The organism is Neorhizobium fuzhouense, assembly GCF_042611105.1.
GTDB classification, from domain to species: Bacteria; Pseudomonadota; Alphaproteobacteria; order Rhizobiales; family Rhizobiaceae; genus Neorhizobium; species Neorhizobium galegae_A.
On sequence record NZ_JBHFFP010000002.1, the window covers coordinates 1 to 17549 of the forward strand.

Sequence of the window (17549 nt, forward strand, 5' to 3'; positions counted from 1 at the left end):
ACCATGCCATGCCGAGACTTACGGCGGCCCATGCAGGCGGGCAGCCTTTGCCGCGCTCAACCAAACTCCCCCATCGAGGGCGGGTTCCTGATGGGCCGGCGCACCGTACCGTTCACCGAAGACAGCATCTCCCGGGCCATCCGCGCCGTGAAAAAGGCTGGCGTCGATGTGAAGAGCATTCGCATTGAACCAGATGGCGCGGTTGTGATTAATGGGGATAGCGGGGAAATCTCGGAAAAACAGCTTGAACAATCCGCCAGGGGTTACCTCTGATGGAAGAGATGCCCCGCAAACGCTATCAGTATGTGCAGCGCCAGACGACCAGACACGGCAAGGTGGTCTGGTATTTTCGCATCGGCGAGGGAAAGCGCACACGTCTCCCCGGGGAATATGGATCTGAAGAATTTATCGCCGCCTGGAAAGCGCTGATCTCCGGGGAGGATTGCGCGCCGAAAGCACCGAGCCGCCACACATTGGCGTGGCTGTCGGAAAAGTATCAGCAGAGCGCCGCGTTCAAGGGCCTGAAGGCATCGACGCAGGCGAATCGCCGCAACATCCTGAAGGCGGCGTGCAGCACCGGGGGCGATCTGCTGATTGCGCACATAACGCGGGTCACCATCGCCGCCGGCCGGGATCGGCGCGCCGACACCCCCCACGCCGCCATCAACTTCATGAAGGTGATGGGATATCTCTTCGAATGGGCAGTAGATGCCGGGTATGCGAAGGAAAATCCGGTGCGCGGCGTCAAGCGGCCCAAGGTGAAATCCGACGGCTTCATCCCTTGGACGGAAGAAGACGTGATCGCCTTCTATCGCGCGCATGGCCCAGGCACACAGGCGCGGCTGGCCATGGAGCTGATTTTGTTCACCGGCCTGCGCCGCGGCGATGTCTGGAAGATCGGCCCGCAGCATATTCGTGACGACGTGATCGAGCTGAAGGCTGGAAAGACCGACACGCCGCTCTTCATCCCCCTGCACCCAATTCTGCGCGAAAGCCTGTCAAAAGTCTCGACGGGCCACCTCGCCTACCTCATCACGCCCGTGCACGGCCGGCCGTTCAAAAGCAAGGAAAGCTTTGGCAACTGGTTCGGAAAGATGTGTGCCGCTGCGGGCGTTGGAAGCAGGGCGCATGGCATCCGAAAAACGGTGGCCCAGCAGCTGGCGGAAGCCGGCGGCAGCAACGCGGAACTCAAGGCGCTCTTCGGCTGGTCCACGGATGCGATGGCGTCGCTCTATACCCGCGATGCCGATAAGCGAAAGCTCGCCAAATCCGCCGCGACGAAACTAAAAGAGAACGTTCTATCCCCTCACCCTAGACCCGCAACCCCTCACCTTAATAAATAAGACGTAGTATCAATACGTTATTAGGGATAAAAGGATTGGTGGCGACCCCTGCAGGACTCGAACCTGCGACCTACTGCTTAGAAGGCAGTTGCTCTATCCAGTTGAGCTAAGGGGCCAGAATGGAAAACCCCGGCTCAGTGAGTCCAGGGCTGGATGCGGTTGAAGCGGAAATTGTCGGTGTAGGATACGACCTGACGGGCCGCTTCCTTCGGCGGGATGACGCGATATTCGATGCCGTTGCGCTCGGCATAGGACTGCGCCTGCTCGAGCGTTTCGAATGTCAGGCGCACCTGCTGGTTCATGTCGGACTGGGACGTGTAGCCGAGAACCGGATCGATGCGGCGCGGTTCCTGCTGATCGAATTCGAGAACCCAGAGGTGAGTCTTTGCCTTGCCGGATTGCATCGCGGTCTTGGCGGGACGGAAAATCTTGGCCGTCATTCGTTTCAACGCTCCCTTTCGCGCCTCTTGCTCCGTCCGGAAACGTTCAAGGCTTCGATTGTGTTGCAGCGGTTCGTTCATAATGGAACGAAAAAACCCGCGGCAGCAGGTTTGAAGCGGCACGTCTTCGGCGCCGTTGGTCGGAGTGGAGAGATTCGAACTCCCGACCCTCTGGTCCCAAACCAGCGACATGGACGGCTATGCAGCTGTTTCATACATTTGAGAACTCCGGTTGATCCCCGTTCGTTCCCGGTGAATTACGTTGTTCCGTTGGCGGTGCGTTGGCGGTAGAAAGCCATCGGAACAACTGCTCAATGGACCGACTCCGGACGGGAGTCAAGCCGCTTTCTCCTCCGCGAGGAAACGGTCGCGGCGCGTTTCCGATCCAACCCTCTTCTTTCGGGCGAACGCCTGGTTGACTGGGGAGTATTCCCCGGGGATCACATGGCTGTAGATCTTCCGGAGCGTCTGCACATCGGTGGAGACATAGGTCGAGACATCCTCGATCGGAACCCCGGCCTGAAGCAACCAAGTAACGCAGGTGTGCTTGAAGGAGTGTCGGTTGAGCTGCGCAGCACGCTCCTCGGACATGACTTCTCGACGAAGACGCAAGAACGCCTTCTTGCAGTCGGCAGCCTCTCCTGCGAACTCCACCAGGTATCGTGAGGGCTTCACCTTTCCGTAGCCGTCCCGCCAGCGCTTCATGACTTCGACGAGGCGGTCAGGGATCCGGCACGGGTTTGCCTGCTTGTTGTTGGGAACCCGTTCGCCATTGGCGGAGCGATAGTAAATCTGGTTGTCCAGATCGACCCACGGCCGTCCCGGCTCGTCGTAGAACGATGCCTTGATGATGTCGGCAGTCCGGCTTCCGGTCAGCGCGGCGACGACCATGAATCTGGCGATGTGAGTGGCGACCCTGTGCGTGGGCTTGCCATGCCACATGTGACGCTTGCGGCGTGCAGCCTTGTAGAGCTTCAGGAACTCGTCCATCGAGTAGTAGTGCATGCGCGCAGGAAGGCTCGGCGGAATATCGAAGTTCAGCTCATTGTCGTACTTCCTTAGCTTGCCTTCCTTGGCGCAGAAGTTAATGAGCGCCCGGAATGCAATCAGCTCGTTGCGGACGACCGACTGGCTGCGGCCCTTCTGGTATTCCTTTGATGTCTTGCGCTTGATCTCCGAGACAAACATGTCGCCCCAGAACGCGTTCAGACGCTCGATCTGCCCCAGATGCTCCCGCCGCTTGGCCGTCGGCATCTCCGCTATGACATCCGCCTGCTCCTGAAGGTAATAGAGGATCAAGTCGCCGATCTTGACCTCGGAGGCCAAAAGGCCGTCCTTGATCTCCGCTGTCGAATAGCGCTCCACATTGTATTCGTGGAGCTTCAGGAGTGCCTCCTGCTTTGCTACCTTAGCCTCTTCGCCAGTTGAGAAACTGCATCCCGTCGCAACTTGCTTGCTTCCGTGCTTGATGAACCAGGTTCCTCTGTGGGTGAGCTTGCCCGCTTTGTCGTAGCGGGGCTTTCGTTCGAGGATGTGGGGTTCTTCGACTTCTCTCGGCATTCTTCCAGCCACTCCTTTATCATCGTTCTCGTCACGTACATGTTCTTTTCATTCGGCCGCAGGACAGCGAGCTGACCCCGCGATATTGCCCCACGAAGCGTCTTCACCGTGATGTTTGGACTGGGCGTTCCCGGGAGGTCTTTGCCGACATAGAGCTGCCCACCCAGCTCCGGCAGGCACACGACCTCGAATAGGGTCAGCGGCTCATCCGGATGCGGATCCCGAACCTTCTGAGCTGGAACCGACGACTTCGGATCCAGGGCGCGGCGGATATCGTCGAGTGCGGCCAAGGCATCCTCCTGGTCGCGCACCTGGCGATCCACGAGAGCCTCGAACTCCGCCAGCACCATGTTGACCTCACGGTCGAGCTTGGAAATGAAGGCGCCGTCGTGTCCCTCTGGGCCGTCGTCTTCGGTCAAGCCACGCGCCGCCAGATAGCGATCCCAGTCGTCCAACTGTTCTTCTGTCTCGCGCTGCTGCTCGTCCCGTTCGGCGTAGTACTCCCGCTCGTTGCGCTCGGCAGCCTGCAGGCGCTCGATGAACGGCTTGAGATTCACGATGTTGTCGCTCACGGATGCCTCCGTTGTTGTTCTGTTGTTCAGCCCGGCAAACTATCGTCGGCGCCTTAACGCTGGGCTGACGGTTGCGGTGAATCCTTTGTGAAATCCCCCTTAACCGAAGGCGAGGTCTGTGTCCGGGTGATTTCTGCAGATTGCGCTGGCGCGAGCTGGAGGTGCTTGCCGCGATTACGAACGGCAGCCGACACCAATTCCCCCGAGATCTCACCCTTGTCCGCCAGCTCCCCGGCGAGGCGCTCGATGACATCGCGATAGCGTTCCACAAGCTGGCTCGCGCGCAGAAGCTGCTCGTGCAGGATCGCATCGACCTCGGGTTCGAGACGGTGACGGCGCAGCGACATGTCCGCTCCATAGCCGTCCGACATCAGGCTGGAGCCGAAGCCGGCGACCGCGAGCATATGCAGGGCGGCATCGGTTGCCTGCTGCAGGTCATGAGCGGCGCCGTCGCAGTGATCCCCGATGAGCAGCGTCTCGGCTGCTACTGATCCAAGGTAGATCGCGATCTCGTTCTCCCACCATCCTTTGCTTTTGCGCTCTCCGAACTTCCCGGAGAACTCAGCGTAGCCAGCCGCCTGCGTCGCGACGTTGGCGAAAACCTGCTTGTGGACGACGATGTTTTTGAGATCGCGGTGACCGAGAGCAATGCCAACCACCGCGTGGCCGAGTTCATGGATGGCCGTCTCCAGACGCTGCTCGCGCGACAGCGGGCGCATTTCCGGCATCGATGCGGAGACATGCTCAACGCTGACCGGCACCTGCTTGCGGCGCGCCATGCGGCGGGCATCGCGAGCGACGCGCTCCAGGTCGGCGCCGGAGAATCCTTCCGCGCGGGCGACGACGGTCGACACGTCGACGGCTGCCTGCAGATGATATTGCAGGATCGCCGAGCGCGCGGAAGCGTCCGGTAGCTCGATGGCGATGTGGCGGTCGAGACGACCCGGGCGCAGCAACGCAGCGTCGATGTTGTCGGGATGGTTGGTCGCCCCTATCACGACCACGCCGGGGCGTTCGATGGCGCCGTCGAGGCATTCGAGAAGGCCGTTCACGACACCACGGTTCCAGTCGTCGTAGGAAGCCTTGCCCAGCGATCCGCGCTGCGGGAAGTTGTCGATCTCGTCGATGAGGATGATGGCCGGCGCGTTCTCGCGAGCTTCCTTGAAAGCGTCACGCATGGCGCGCAGCAGGCTCCCCTGATGGCCGTCACGCGTGCCGAGCCAGGTCGAATAGCTTCCGACGACCAGATGCGCGCCGAGGCTTTTCGCCAGCGCACGTGCGAAAGTGGTCTTGCCGCAGCCGGGCGGGCCGGACAGCAACAGGCCGGAATCGACGTCATCCCACGGGATAATGCTTGCGTCGTAGTCTTCGAGGTCGCGTTTCAGCTCCAGACCCCATTCCTTCGCGCTACCGTAGCCGTGGAGATCCTCCAGACGCGGGCCATCCTCCGTCTTCTGCGCTACGACGGCAACCGTTTCCGTCTTCTGCTCCGGGATGGCGCGCATACGCTTGAGAACGTTCTTCACGCCGCGGCCGGTCTTGCGGAGCACCAAACGGACTTCGGCTGGCAACGACATGATCTCTCCGGCCTCGGCAATGGTGACCTCGGTACCCGTGACTTCGGCGATCGCGCGCTGCACGAGCGACATTTCCAGATTGGCGACGTCGATGACGGCATCGGCGATGGCGGACGTGCGCGAACCAAGGACGGCCTCCTTGTCGCCGCGGCGGCAGATGAAGACCGAGCGGAAGTTGGCGAAATTGACCGTCGTCCAGGGATCTTCCTTGTTCGGAGTGACCTTGTCGTTGACCTTGCGCGGCGTGATTTCGAACGTATCGGCTCGGTAGTCGTTGCGGCGGGAGAAGTCGTATTCATCCTCGCCTTCGCTCTCTGTCGCCATTGCCTTGAGGATGTCGTATGCGGCCTGCTGCCAGTGACCTGCACCATCATCGCCCGGAATGACGACTACAAGGACAAACGCGCGGCTGGCGCGATACGGACGGAGCGCGCGCTGCAGATGGTACTGGGCAATCCAGCGGTCGATGGATTTCGTTTCGTCGGTCATGTGTTCACCCACGTTTTGTTAATCGGTAAAGCAGGTTCGGTGGGTTGACGTGATTCAGTTGCGGCATTCGTCGCAGATCGCGAAAACACTGCCGGGGTGGACCTTTGCGCGGTGGCTGCCGCACTCGGAGCAGATATTCCAAGACATGGAGGAATATCCCTCGCAGAACTTGAGGGCGCGCCAGTTCTGCTTCACGCCGACGGAATGCTGGTCGAAGTCGACGGAAAGCCAGCCTCCAGGATTAGCGGAGATATTCGTGAAGACGATGCCGCCGAACTGATCTCGCGCCTTTTCGAGCAGACCCTGCGCCATCGCGCGCCAGCCCTTAGGCAGAAGGTCGAGATCGATGGTCATCACTTCATTCCTTTCGTAAGTTCACGGAACGTCGACGGCGTGAACCGAACGTCCGGCATGTCGACACCCACGTCGCGGGATCTCCCGATTCCGGGCAGCGCACCGTGAGCGTGGCCGTAGAAATGGTAGCCGCCTTTGCGTTCCCACTGCCATGATCGCTGGGCGTAGTGTGCGAGGACGAGCTTGTGGCCCTCGTCCTCAGTGAAGATGAACCCTTCGGGGCGTTTGTCCCACGGCAAGCCCGCGATCGTGGGATGCAGCTCGCCATGGCGGAGGTCGTGATTGCCGATGCACAGACGCTTGCTGCCGTTCAGGCGGGAGAAGATCCAGCGGATCTTCTCGGCCTTCTCGTTCAGGCTGAAGCCGAAGTCGCCGAGGTGATAGACGATGTCTTCCTGGCCGACGACCGCGTTCCATTGCTGGATCAGGTGTTCATCGTGCTCCTCGATCGACCGAAAAGGACGATTGGAGAGGTGCAGGATGTTGTCGTGAAGGAAGTGAGTGTCGGAAATGTAGAACTTGCGGCAGAAGGACATGTCGGAACTCCAAAAACATAGACACAGAACAGCGGCCGCCTCTCGAGCGGTTCAAGCAGCTATTCGGCCTATGAGGAGTTCCATGGTCATGTTGACGTCGCTTTCGTTATCCGGGCTAATGTCTAGCAGGACCCGGAGAGGTTGTGAGCCCCTCGTGTACCGGATCCTGCGGAAGTGGTAAAGAGCCATTTAACGGACATATCCGTTATATTTAAGCTGCGACCCGTAGGCGCTTCCGTTCGAGCTTCGCAATCTCGATCTGCCCCGGCGTGTATCCTGTCTTTTCGCCGTAGGTGACGATCCAGTCGGCAGCGTCCGAGCGAGTCATGAGCCTAAGGTCGAGAAAGGCCTCTTCGGCGCCGAACTGAACTGCCCACGCACCAGTCCGTCGATAGACACCGGGGCAACAATCCAAGCATCGGATGTGAACCGTATCCAACGGCCGGAAGGCTTCTACGATCTTTTCCTTGCTCCAGAACAGATGCGCATGAGCGATATTGAAGAGGCCGTTGAACGTCTCTCGGTGGTCGCCGGTCAAGTCACCTTCGGATGTGAATGAGGAGACTTTGGCGACGAGAGATGCCAGGCCTCGCTCGAAGATCTCTAGCTGCTGTTCGTAGGTCAGCGGTACGAGGGCAAAGGGCGGGCGGGATCTGGTCATACTAGGCACTCCACATTTTCGATGATTTCGCGATGTCTGATGCGCAGAGATCTGATTGTGTGCTCCAGCATCGGAGCCGTGATCTCCTTATGCGTCCGATAGCCGCCACCGTTCCATTCGAGGCGGAGCGTCTTCGTCTCGCCCATCTCGAGCAGATGGGATTCGCGAAGCTTGTCGATGACCTCCGTCTGGATCCAATGCATGGTGCGAGGCTCATCGTCGAATTCGACCCGGATGACCGATGCGGCGTAGAAATCGACGTCGTTGTCCGCCACCGGCTTCAAGGGCGGTGCGATGGTGGCCGCAGGTTCGGCAGCCTTGGGAGCAGGCTCCTGTCCCGGGCGATAGCTGAGGCCAGTCGGCTCCTTCCAGTCGGTCAGCCACTTCGTGAAGGCTGCGCGAACGCCTTCGCTGGCAAGCGTGTTCAGGATCTGGTGGCCCGTCAAAAGACCGAGGAGACCAACCAGGACATTGGGATCCTCCTTCGCAAGGGACATCGTCGCCGCCCACCGCTGGGCGATCAGTACGATGCCGACCTTCATCCGGCCGGCCGCCTGAGCGAGCAGTTCTTCGTTCGGTGTCTCGGTCACATGATCCAGCCCCGCTTTCTCGAAGATCTTGCGGATGCGCGCACGGTCCAGCGACACCACCTTCGGCTTCTGCTCTTCGCCGATGTGCTTGGCAGCGCGGCCGACATGGAAGACAATGGATTCAACGGGGCGGCCGCGAGAGGCAGCGCGCCTCAGCTCGTAGTTCGCGACGAAACGGCGAACCTTGGCATTCGTGGAACCGTCTTCGGCGCCGAACATGTCGTCCATCGCGGGCTTGAGGCAATCATTCTCGAAATGCCCCCAGTGGAACTTGCCCTTCTTGGAGACATAGCCCAGCTCGTCCGCGAGCTCTTCCGGCTTGTAGAAGGTTGGATGCTGCTCATCGAGGCCGGCGACGTATGCAAGCTTCGGATACAGGCGAGACGAATACTTGCAGCGGAACCGGGCGAACGCGGCGACTTCGAGATGGGCGTATTGAGTGGCGGCCAGGATGACCTTGCGGACTGAAGGATGCATGCGGTAGCCGATGATGCGCTCTCCAGACGGCAGCGTAATGTCTTCGCACGCGAGAAGCTGGATCCTGTTCGACGCGCGGCGGGTGCCGTCCATCTCGGTGAAATCGTATGAGACGTAGGTCTTGTTGATCGCGTCGATGTATTCCCGGATCCGATCAGACCGAGGAGTGTCCAGGAACGCCATGGCATCGCCGAAAGGCACAGAGTGTTCCGATGTGGCCGCGATCTCGATCCTGGCCGATGCCATAAGGTATTCGTACAGCGCGTGGCTCTTCGCGGACATCGCCTCTGCAGGTGTGGCGCCCTCGGTCTCGCCGACGTAGCGAATGCTCCGGATCATGACCAGCGGCCGCTCGACGCGAGGATCCTCTTTCTCTGCGCGGTTCTTGTCGAGGACCGCAGACAGGTCTCCCTGGACACCTGTTCGGTCGGCTCCAGTGATCGAACGTTGCGTCGTCGGCCGACGGCGAAATGAATTGCGCATGTGATGTCCTCCTGTCCTCTACAAACAGGATTTGTCGGCCGGCGGAATGGAGCAAGATATTTATGTCGGGCTTTGTCAGAATTCCGACATAAACGACCCAGGATGCGTTAATAACGTTAGTGTCGGTCGATGCAGAGCTTTCGACATTAATGACAAGTTCCGACATAGACAGGCCGTTTCGATGACAAGTTCCGACACTAACAAGTTGACGAAGCTAGGCGTTGACTGGCCGCAATGGGTGTCGAACTCCCGGATATTCTTAAAAGATTCTATAGGGGCTTCGCAGAGGTCGTTTTCGGAGGTGGATTTGAAGGGAATCTGCTCTTCGGCTGGTGAGACTTTTAGTCTCTCGTGGACGCTACGCTCCCGCTCCGCTCGACCAGCTACCGCAGATCCCTTACAATGGTAGTGCCGGCCGAGCCTGTGACAAGTCTGGTTCCTTGCAACGCCCGACCCGATCTTTTGCGTAGTGCAGGTTAGTGCGGAAGGGAGGACGGGATGCCGAGGATCGCTAATCCGAAGAACGAGCTGGGTCGCCGGAGAACCGCGGCGTATCGCAAGGTGCAGGCGGCCCGGGGGAAGGAAGGCACCAAGGGCCGTCCCGAAGCGTCGGAAGTCGACCGGGCGTTGGCGGCAGCCGTTGCGGTCTACTACGGTCTTGGCGAGCCGTCTTCCGAGATGCAGGGTATCATCCGCCTGGCGAAGGACATCCTGAAGCAGCAGGGCTTTGACACGCGCGAGACGAAGCTGAAGATCCAGTCCAGGATCCTCCTGCGCTCCGATCTTCACCAGCTTCGCGAAATTCCCCGTTCCGGGTCTTCTGAGGCACCGGCAGGAGCATCACTATGACCAGTCTCGATTCATCGCCGTCCTCCCATTACTTCTCACTTGAGAATCAGGAATCTCCGGATTTCCGTAGTGACGGCCGGACCGCCACGCCCGTCACAATCCGACCTGTGCCGAGGCTGAAGTTCCGCGCGCCGACACACCACCCACGCCGCAAGGCGATCAAGGCCGCTCTGGAGGCCTTGAAGATCGTGGCGGATCGGGACGCGGACTACGCCCGGGCTCAGAACGGCGAAGGATTCAGCAAGTCCGATTCCTCGTCCGGCCACATGCTGAGCGGAGCGACGATCGAACGGGCCATGCAAGACGACCAGCTCGCCGAGCGAATCCTGAAGATGGCCGCCCGATACAGGCGCCAGGTGCTCCGTCTCAGGCAGATGGATCTTCTGTGACGGCCTTGCGGCCGGCGATGGCGAAGCACATCATCATCTCGAACAGTTCATGTTCGTATCCTTTGACTCCGGCCGGGCACTGCTCGGCCATTTTTCGTTGTGTGGTTCTCGCCGGTGGTCGATCATCATTCTGGGAGGGCGACAGAATGAACATCGAGACATTTCCGGAATACACGGCAGCCACACGCCAAGAGCCATCGTTCGTCCACATCGGCCAGGTGTGGGAGATGGAAATCCTCGCCCGAGTGTTCGCGGTTCTCGGCTGCACAAACCTGATCGTTTCCGACGGGCTTTCGTTTCTCGCAGATCGGCTGGTGCACGGCGCCCGTCATGAATCCTTCGTCCAAATCTCCGACCAGGACGATGATCACGGTGACGTCGACATCGGCGCATACCTGCTCGACGATTTGCAGGACGGCTGCGCGCAGCTCGCGGTCGCCATTGCCAAGGATCAGTGTTCCACTGAGCCTCGAATCCTTAGAGCGGCAGCCGACCACGCCTCAAACTTCTGTCGAGAGATCTGCCATCTGTCCTGATCGATAGAGCGCTTTACCAAGGATTCAGATACGGTCCTTATTCACGGAGGGAACCGTGAAGGATCCGAACATGCGCTTTGTAGAACTTTTTGCCGGAATTGGCGGCCTTGGACTGGGACTCGAACATGCGGGTCTGCAGCCGCTGACGGGCTACGAGAAGTGGGACAAGGCGATCGACGTTTGGCAGTTCAACAACAAGAGCAAGGCGTTCCAGATCGACCTTGGAGATGTCGCCGCGGCCTCTCTGCACATTATGGGATCCTCGCCCCGAATGATCGTGGGAGGTCCACCCTGCCAAGACTACTCCGAGGCTGGGAAAGGCGTGCTTGGCAAGAACGCCGCGATGACCCAGGCCTTTGCGATGATCATCGCCGTGGTCCGACCGGAATGGTTCATTTTCGAAAACACCCGGAGGGCGCCCCTGAGCCTCAACTACCGTCAGGCCAGATCGATATGGAAGCGAGCAGGCTACGGCCTGACGGAGATCCTGCTCGATGCGTCCTACTACGGAACGCCACAGGCTCGGCAGCGCTACTTCTGCATCGGCCGGCTCGGTGAGGTCGATGGCTTCCTGGAATCTGCGATCATTGACGCAGCGTCAAAGAACCAGGTTCCTGTCCGTTCGATCCTCGATCCGGATCGCTTTCCCGATGACGCAGAGCTGATCCGGCGCGGTGGATATTTCGTCAGGCCCTACACTGGCGGGAAAGGCGTTCATCGTCTCGATAGACCAGCGCCGACCATCATCCGGTCGTCGACGGGGAAGCCCAACAAGGCATATCGCGAGAACCCGCACCCGACCGATCACATGACCTATGATAAAGCCTTCCAGCTCAAAGAGCACCAGGCCATGCGAATTCAGGGTTTCCCTGCAGATTTCCAGATCGTAGGCGCGGAGCGTTTGAAAAAGGGGAAGGATTCATACGCGAAGCGCGACACGATGCAGATGATCGCGAATGCCGTGCCTCCGACCTTGGCCGAGAAGATTGGTGAAGTCATCCTCGCTAGGGCTGAAGGAAGGTCGATCCCCGCCATTGACCCGGGATTCGAGAAGTTCCTACAGGATCACCCCGACAAGGATTTCTCTCCGGCGAGTATCGCCAATGTCAAGTCGCGGGTGAACCGGGCCAGGCGCCTGCTGCACGGTCGGACATATGCCGATATCGCCCTCGAACTCGCCGAGCTGGAAGACACGGTTGATTTCGCCACGCTCGATGTTCGCCAGAAGTCCGATCTCCGCGCCGCGCTGCGCCTCTACCACGAATACATGTCCGACCGGCCGCTTTCGAAGTACGCTCGCAAAATCCTGAAGAAGGGCGAGAAGCCCATGCCGGTCATGCCAAACTTCGGTCGTCGCCCGCACGCCAGCAATGTCTCCGACGTGGCGCCTTCCGAATCCTCTGGCGCCAGGAAGTTCCGGAAACGCTACGTCCCGCCTCCCGAGGAGGAAGCGAATTATGCGCAACTCGAAACCGCTCCGGATCTCGACCCGCGCCACGAGCCGGACGTGAAGCCTTCCGACAGCGACCGCCTGCCTCGCGGCGAATAATCCGCTTGGTACTTTCAGCCGGCCGACTCACCATTTCCTTTCAGGGGATGGGAGACCTCGGGAATGGCAGCTAAGCATAAGCGTCGGAAGGGCAAGAACGCCGCGGTGACATCAGTCGCTGCGGACAAGCTTGACCGTGGCACGCTGCAGACCCGCTCCAGGCTATCGCCTGACCCTCTGCTGTCGCCCACACTCGAACCCCACCGCCGTGAAGCTGGCGAGGACATTCGCCAAGCCATCGAAGGCGGACTGGGAGCCACGGGGCTCGACAGTGTTCGTATCTGCATGGGCGGCTGAGCGTCGTCCGGACATCATGAACCGATCCCGTTCCAGCGACACATTGACCTGCGCATGTGGCTCTCCGCGGGGAGACGCAGGGCTGCGGCCACCGGGATCCAGACCGTCTTCGCCGACAAATTCGCCGAAGCCCAGGCAAAACACACGTCGCGACCGCCCTGGGTGTCCAGGCAATCAAGCATCACCGCCGAAAGGTCCGCTTCTTCGCGACCATCGAATTGGTCAATGCGCTCGAGCAGGAGAAGGCAAAGGGCAAGACAGCCCAGATCGCCGAGACGCTTTTCCGTCTCGATCTGCTGATCCTTGATGAGCTCGGATACCCGGCTTGCCGATCTTCCTGTCGTTCGCGCCTAGAACCGATGTCTATAGACATGCCGCTATTCCCTTGAGTGCCGCATAATCGTATTGGTAGAGGAAATATTGCGATGTCGCCCATAGCGGCAGGAGGATAGATTGGCTCTGAAAGAAGAAATCCAAGTTGCCCGGAAGAAAGTAGTCACTGACGGCTACGACATGTCCCTGGGTGAAATTCTAAATCTATATCGTGACAAAGAACTCGTAATCGATCCTGCATTCCAGCGCTTATTTAGATGGGATGACGAGAGAAAAACGCGCTTTATCGAGTCCATTCTTCTTGGCATCCCGATACCTTCGATCTTCGTATCGCAAGATAACGATGGCATATGGGAGTTGATTGACGGCTTACAGCGAATCTCTACTGTTTTGCAATTGACCGGAGAACTCCGAGGGGAAAAGGCCGAGGAGCTTGGGCCACTCGTTCTTAACGGTACCAAATTTCTTCCTAGCCTTGATGGAAAGCGATGGAAGGAAAGCGCTCAGGGGGCTGGTGACGGCTTGGAGCAATCTCTTCAAATTGACATCAAACGCGCGCGTGTGCGTGTCGAGATACTCAAATCTGAAAGCGATACCAGCGCGAAGTTCGAGCTGTTCCAGCGTCTGAATACGGGTGGCGTGGAACTATCCGAACAGGAAGTTCGAAACAGCATGACGGTAGCACTCAACAAGCCGTTCTATGACTGGCTGGTCGGACTTTCGGAAAATTCTGACTTCATCAATACGACACAGCAGACCGTGTCGGCAATCAAGGCTCAGGCTGGTGTCGAACTCGTGTTACGATATCTGGCCTTCCAATCAGTGCCATACCAACCCGGTCTCGATGTGCATGAATATTTGGATGCAGCCCTGATCCAGATTGCTACTGACGAAACGTATGATCGCGATCTCAGAGGTGAGGAATTCGCACTGGCATTCGATTACATCAATGATGCGCTGGGAGAGTCAGCGTTCAAGAGATGGAATGGGACCACGTTCCAAGGAATGTTCCTCATGTCGGTGTTCGAGGTCATATCCAAGGGCATCTCAGAAAATCTGGAAGCGCTACGCGGAATGTCCGCCGAAGATCGAAAGACCTTCATCGTCACTGCTGCAAAGGGACTCTGGGACAACGAAGTGTTCAAAAAGAACTCCGGAGCGGGTATTCGCGGGACTACAAGACTGACCAAGCTCCTGCCGCTGGCTGCTGACATGTTCAAGCCTTGAGGGGCAAACCGTGGCTGACATCCGAACACTGAACCAACTTCAAGACGCACTAGACAAGGAGATGGCATGGAGAGCTAAGGAGGTGAGAGCCTTTAACGTGGCATCAAAAGGAAATGGACCAGAACGGCGCTATTTCATTAGGGCGGGGGTCGCACTTCTTTATGCTCACTGGGAAGGCTTTGTGAAAACGGCATCAGAGCTATATCTCAATTTCGTCGCCAACAGAGGCCTGAAATACAGCGAGCTAAAGTCCTGTTTTTCGATATTCGGGCTCAAGACGAAGCTGCAGACCTTGAGCGTATCAAGGCAAGCTGCTGCGAACATCGACGCATTCGATTTTATTCTGATGGAGTTGGATAATACTGCACGCCTTCAGCTCAGCTCCGCGATAAACACAGAATCCAATCTGACATCGAAGGTTTTTGCGAACATCGCCACCTCGCTCGACATCAATGTTTCAGGGTACAATTCTCGCTTCAAACTGATCGATGAAAGCCTCGTACATCGACGAAACAAAATTGCCCATGGAGAATACATCGATATAAACGGGAAGGAATTCGAGGATCTGCTAAACGACGTGCTACAGATCATGCGGGAGTATAAGACAGACATCGAGAACGCGGCTTCGACTTCTGGATACAAACGCTAGAGCCAGCATTTGTAGTTTTGATCAATCAGAGAGACTTGCACCACGGCGATGCTCAAGCTCCACGAGCTGCGTTATACGCCTAAGTTATTGATAATAATATCCTATATAGTTTTTGTGAACCTAAATTGTCCTCGCTACCGATCATACATACTGGTCATTCAGCCGCCTGAGTGCTGATAACATTCGTTATCGGCACTCAGAATCCAACCCCTTCAGATAGCCGTCGATCCGGTTAAGAATGGTCTCAAACCCAAGGTATCGGACGTAGCTGCCGCCGCCCCGCTGGATGATGCCGTCGATAGTCATTCCGAATCTCGGGCGCTGATCCAACAGGCGCGGAAGGAAGACAGCGCCTCCGCTCATGCCGTCGAGGGGCTCACCGTCATCCGGATACCGAATGACACCACAATCGGACCTAGCCTCGACCGATCCCGACTTGCAGACAGGCTGAAGGCGAAGCCCATCCTTCTCCAAGAGCATCTGTTGCCGATGACTGGGGAACCCGGCGACCATGGCTGGCTCACCAAACCGAGCCGCAGGCTGACGGCTGGCCGGAAAGAACTGCCCTCGGGAATAGGGAAGAAGCATCTTCTCGAAGACGACACCGATCACATAGTCCGACGCATCCTCGCGGTCGAAATCGGGGGCGAACAGGAAGTCATGGAAAGGAATGCTGGTGCTGTTGGTTCCATCGTCCATCAGAACGATGAGATAGCTTATGCGGTCTTTGAAGGCCTCCGGGGTCTCGTCAGGCAGCATCGCAATCTGATGTCGAGTGAAGACGGCATAATGCCCTCCCTTGTATGTGAACAGAACAGCACTCCCCTGAAGACCGTACTGCATCCGACGGACAACCGGACCTTCATTGAGGGTGATGTCAATTACGTCCATTCCATAGAACTCGTTTCCAGGAGCCGCGAAGCACAGAGGACGAATGCAACGGTCAGCTAGAATGGCATCTTGAGGGTCAATGAATGTAAGCATTATAGGCTTCGTCTCTCAGCGACGTGATCGATACTCGTCTATCTGGCGATCGATCTCCGCCTCGGCCGCCGCACAGCTATCTCCGAGATCCTGCCGGAACTGCGCTGTCTCATTCAGGAAATCTACATAAGCTGCGATAGCCAGATGCGGGTTGCCCTTGGAGCGCAGGCGAGTGACCCGCCTTCGCCATCCCGGTATCGGATCCTTCTTGATGCGCAATGGAAAATGCTGCCCCAGCCATTCAATGAGATCATGGATCGAGCTACCAGAGAAACCATTCTCACGAGCAAACTTGTGGCCTTCCGGAGCAAAGGCCAGCCGCCAGACTTGGCAATCGATCGTTGCCTGATCGCGTAAAATCCCCTGCCCGCGTGGATAGGCACCAACTGAGATAACGCCCATGTAGGCATCGTTCTCGACGATGATCTGTTCGATGTGATCTGCCAGCACCCCGATCATTGGCCCTTTGGTGAACGCGCATCGATCCTTCAAGGTGCCACAGGCCTTCTCGAAGTCTCCCAGCTCAGCCGGACTGTGCCTGCTGCTGTTGAAATACTTTTTCGCGCGATCAGGGATACCGGTCAGGTTGCCATAGCTCAGTCCGAAGCCCGGGAACGCCTTCAGGATGTCGCACGCGAACGAGAAGTAGAAGGGAGCGATGGCTGTCAGGATCGGTTCGTGCTGAAGACCCACATGATACAGCTCGTTCCGGAAGTCGTGCATGATTGCCACCGATCGCGCCTGCTCATCCGTGACCATCTTCTCAAGTCTAGCATACTTCAGCTTCGCTTCGAAGGATTGACCCAAGGCCTCGGCCAGCTCCTGCTTGTATGGATAGCTCTCGTCCAGACGACACCAGCTTTTGTGACGATCGTACTTCTCCGTCGCGAGCTTGTGGATCGCCAGCTCGACTGCATTGTCCGTCAGCATGAGTGCGAACCGGGCATCGTGGACGCTGCCCTTGTCGAGATGTTCGAGAGCGAGATCCATCTGATCCAGGAGAGCCGCATAGAAGCTAAGCGCCGTCATCCTAGATCATTACCCTGTGCTACCTTCAGAAACATGCGATCACCTCGATTTCCCGCGAAGATAGCATTGTTTTCGGAATAGGAAGAGAGACAGTGGCTCTTGATCTGTTCGCCGCCAGCGATGATCATGGTCATTGCGGAGCCGAACCTCGCGCCGGATAGATTTCCCTTACGGCAAGCCTTCTGGGCAGTTCATTGGCTTCGCGGGTGTGAGGTCGGAGTGTTGGCGCGACATTAAAAAGGCTGTCTACCGGAGGCAGCCTTTTCCTTTTCTACCGCTTCCTCGTTTCCCCAGAGTAGCAGCCATCCCCGTCGGAAGAATGAATTCCAGGGACCCCATCCGATTAACCGTCGAAATGATCGCGCAGCGCCTTCAACCTCGCCGCCATCTCGTCGGCGGTCAGCGGCACCGGAGCTGAAGGCGGCCGCACCTTGATTGTCTTCGGAGGCCGCTCTGGCTTCGGTGTGACAACGACTTCCTTGGCGCGCTGCTTCCGAACATTCTGCCGCGCCTGCTCGAACTTGTTCTGCTCAGGCAGCTTCGTTGTTGTCTGCGGTGTCGGCTTTCTGGGGCTATCCCCGAAGATGCGCGACAGCAGGAAGTACACGGTTCTCGGATTCCATTC

The 17549-nt window shown here is 58.2% G+C and carries 20 protein-coding genes, 1 tRNA gene and 2 pseudogenes; 10 read left to right on the forward strand and 13 right to left on the reverse strand.

Annotated elements, in window-relative coordinates; translation table 11 throughout:
* Positions 1-273, forward strand: a pseudogene (locus ACEXP3_RS03815) (hypothetical protein); the annotation flags it as partial.
* The gene (locus ACEXP3_RS03820; RefSeq protein ID WP_377296089.1) at positions 273-1343 is read left to right on the forward strand and encodes a tyrosine-type recombinase/integrase; all 1071 of its coding nucleotides are present in this window, start codon (positions 273-275) and stop codon (positions 1341-1343) included. The pseudogene ACEXP3_RS03815 and the gene ACEXP3_RS03820, both read left to right, overlap by 1 nt.
* A gap of 39 nt (positions 1344-1382) precedes the next feature.
* On the opposite strand, the gene ACEXP3_RS03825 is transcribed toward ACEXP3_RS03820, so the two are convergent.
* The 9 genes from ACEXP3_RS03825 to ACEXP3_RS03865 all read right to left on the reverse strand — a co-directional run bounded on the left by ACEXP3_RS03825 (position 1383) and on the right by ACEXP3_RS03865 (position 9082).
* A tRNA-Arg gene (locus tag ACEXP3_RS03825) sits at positions 1383-1459 on the reverse strand.
* 18 nt (positions 1460-1477) lie between these two features.
* Complete coding sequence (locus ACEXP3_RS03830) at positions 1478-1783, reverse strand: ETC complex I subunit (RefSeq protein ID WP_210104731.1); 306 nt, start codon at positions 1781-1783, stop codon at positions 1478-1480.
* 336 nt (positions 1784-2119) lie between these two features.
* Positions 2120-3148: a site-specific integrase gene (locus ACEXP3_RS03835; protein WP_377296090.1), complete on the reverse strand. Its 1029-nt coding sequence runs from the start codon at positions 3146-3148 to the stop codon at positions 2120-2122.
* Positions 3149-3186: 38 nt separating this feature from the next.
* Positions 3187-3915, reverse strand: coding sequence for a hypothetical protein (locus ACEXP3_RS03840; protein WP_377296092.1), 729 nt, complete (start codon positions 3913-3915; stop codon positions 3187-3189).
* A gap of 53 nt (positions 3916-3968) precedes the next feature.
* Positions 3969-5981 carry an AAA family ATPase gene (locus tag ACEXP3_RS03845; RefSeq protein WP_377296093.1) on the reverse strand — a complete coding sequence of 671 codons (2013 nt, stop codon included), beginning with the start codon at positions 5979-5981 and terminating at the stop codon, positions 3969-3971.
* 54 nt (positions 5982-6035) lie between these two features.
* Positions 6036-6335: a 2OG-Fe(II) oxygenase family protein gene (locus ACEXP3_RS03850; protein WP_377296095.1), complete on the reverse strand. Its 300-nt coding sequence runs from the start codon at positions 6333-6335 to the stop codon at positions 6036-6038.
* Positions 6335-6871: a hypothetical protein gene (locus ACEXP3_RS03855; RefSeq protein WP_377296096.1), complete on the reverse strand. Its 537-nt coding sequence runs from the start codon at positions 6869-6871 to the stop codon at positions 6335-6337. The genes ACEXP3_RS03850 and ACEXP3_RS03855 overlap by 1 nt, the downstream gene beginning before the upstream one ends.
* A gap of 211 nt (positions 6872-7082) precedes the next feature.
* Complete coding sequence (locus ACEXP3_RS03860; RefSeq protein WP_377296097.1) at positions 7083-7532, reverse strand: hypothetical protein; 450 nt, start codon at positions 7530-7532, stop codon at positions 7083-7085.
* A complete protein-coding gene (locus ACEXP3_RS03865) occupies positions 7529-9082 on the reverse strand; it encodes a RepB family plasmid replication initiator protein (protein WP_377296099.1) in 1554 nt (517 codons plus the stop codon). Before ACEXP3_RS03865 ends, ACEXP3_RS03860 begins: the two co-directional genes overlap by 4 nt.
* A 498-nt stretch (positions 9083-9580) precedes the next feature.
* Between ACEXP3_RS03865 and ACEXP3_RS03870 the strand changes: the two genes are divergently transcribed.
* Both ACEXP3_RS03870 and ACEXP3_RS03875 read left to right on the forward strand, forming a co-directional pair.
* A complete protein-coding gene (locus tag ACEXP3_RS03870) occupies positions 9581-9931 on the forward strand; it encodes a hypothetical protein (RefSeq protein WP_377296100.1) in 351 nt (116 codons plus the stop codon).
* Positions 9928-10320, forward strand: coding sequence for a hypothetical protein (locus ACEXP3_RS03875; protein WP_377296101.1), 393 nt, complete (start codon positions 9928-9930; stop codon positions 10318-10320). Before ACEXP3_RS03870 ends, ACEXP3_RS03875 begins: the two co-directional genes overlap by 4 nt.
* Here ACEXP3_RS03875 and ACEXP3_RS03880 read toward each other — a convergent pair.
* Entirely contained in the window at positions 10298-10474 is a 177-nt protein-coding gene (locus tag ACEXP3_RS03880; RefSeq protein ID WP_377296102.1) for a hypothetical protein, read from the reverse strand. The two genes, ACEXP3_RS03875 and ACEXP3_RS03880, sit on opposite strands and share 23 nt — an antisense overlap.
* Between ACEXP3_RS03880 and ACEXP3_RS03885 the strand changes: the two genes are divergently transcribed.
* The 6 genes and pseudogenes from ACEXP3_RS03885 to ACEXP3_RS03910 all read left to right on the forward strand — a co-directional run bounded on the left by ACEXP3_RS03885 (position 10467) and on the right by ACEXP3_RS03910 (position 14911).
* Positions 10467-10856, forward strand: a complete 390-nt coding sequence (locus ACEXP3_RS03885) for a hypothetical protein (protein WP_377296103.1) — start codon at positions 10467-10469, stop codon at positions 10854-10856. The genes ACEXP3_RS03880 and ACEXP3_RS03885 overlap by 8 nt on opposite strands.
* Positions 10857-10911: 55 nt before the next feature.
* Complete coding sequence (locus ACEXP3_RS03890; RefSeq protein ID WP_377296104.1) at positions 10912-12405, forward strand: DNA cytosine methyltransferase; 1494 nt, start codon at positions 10912-10914, stop codon at positions 12403-12405.
* 63 nt (positions 12406-12468) lie between these two features.
* Entirely contained in the window at positions 12469-12702 is a 234-nt protein-coding gene (locus ACEXP3_RS03895) for a hypothetical protein (RefSeq protein WP_377296105.1), read from the forward strand.
* A gap of 134 nt (positions 12703-12836) precedes the next feature.
* A pseudogene (locus tag ACEXP3_RS03900) lies at positions 12837-13022 on the forward strand (ATP-binding protein); the annotation flags it as partial.
* A gap of 133 nt (positions 13023-13155) precedes the next feature.
* Positions 13156-14262, forward strand: a complete 1107-nt coding sequence (locus ACEXP3_RS03905; RefSeq protein WP_377296106.1) for a GmrSD restriction endonuclease domain-containing protein — start codon at positions 13156-13158, stop codon at positions 14260-14262.
* Positions 14263-14272: 10 nt separating this feature from the next.
* The gene (locus ACEXP3_RS03910) at positions 14273-14911 is read left to right on the forward strand and encodes an MAE_28990/MAE_18760 family HEPN-like nuclease (protein ID WP_377296107.1); all 639 of its coding nucleotides are present in this window, start codon (positions 14273-14275) and stop codon (positions 14909-14911) included.
* Positions 14912-15097: 186 nt separating this feature from the next.
* Here the strand turns inward: ACEXP3_RS03910 and ACEXP3_RS03915 are convergent, their stop codons facing one another.
* From ACEXP3_RS03915 to ACEXP3_RS03925, 3 genes are all read right to left on the reverse strand, one after another.
* The gene (locus ACEXP3_RS03915) at positions 15098-15802 is read right to left on the reverse strand and encodes a hypothetical protein (protein WP_377296108.1); all 705 of its coding nucleotides are present in this window, start codon (positions 15800-15802) and stop codon (positions 15098-15100) included.
* A 108-nt stretch (positions 15803-15910) separates the two neighbouring features.
* On the reverse strand, positions 15911-16924 hold the full coding sequence (locus ACEXP3_RS03920) for a hypothetical protein (RefSeq protein ID WP_377296109.1): 1014 nt from the start codon (positions 16922-16924) through the stop codon (positions 15911-15913).
* Between the two features lie 343 nt (positions 16925-17267).
* Positions 17268-17549 (reverse strand): hypothetical protein (locus ACEXP3_RS03925; protein WP_377296110.1); only part of this gene is annotated, 282 nt, incomplete at its 5' end.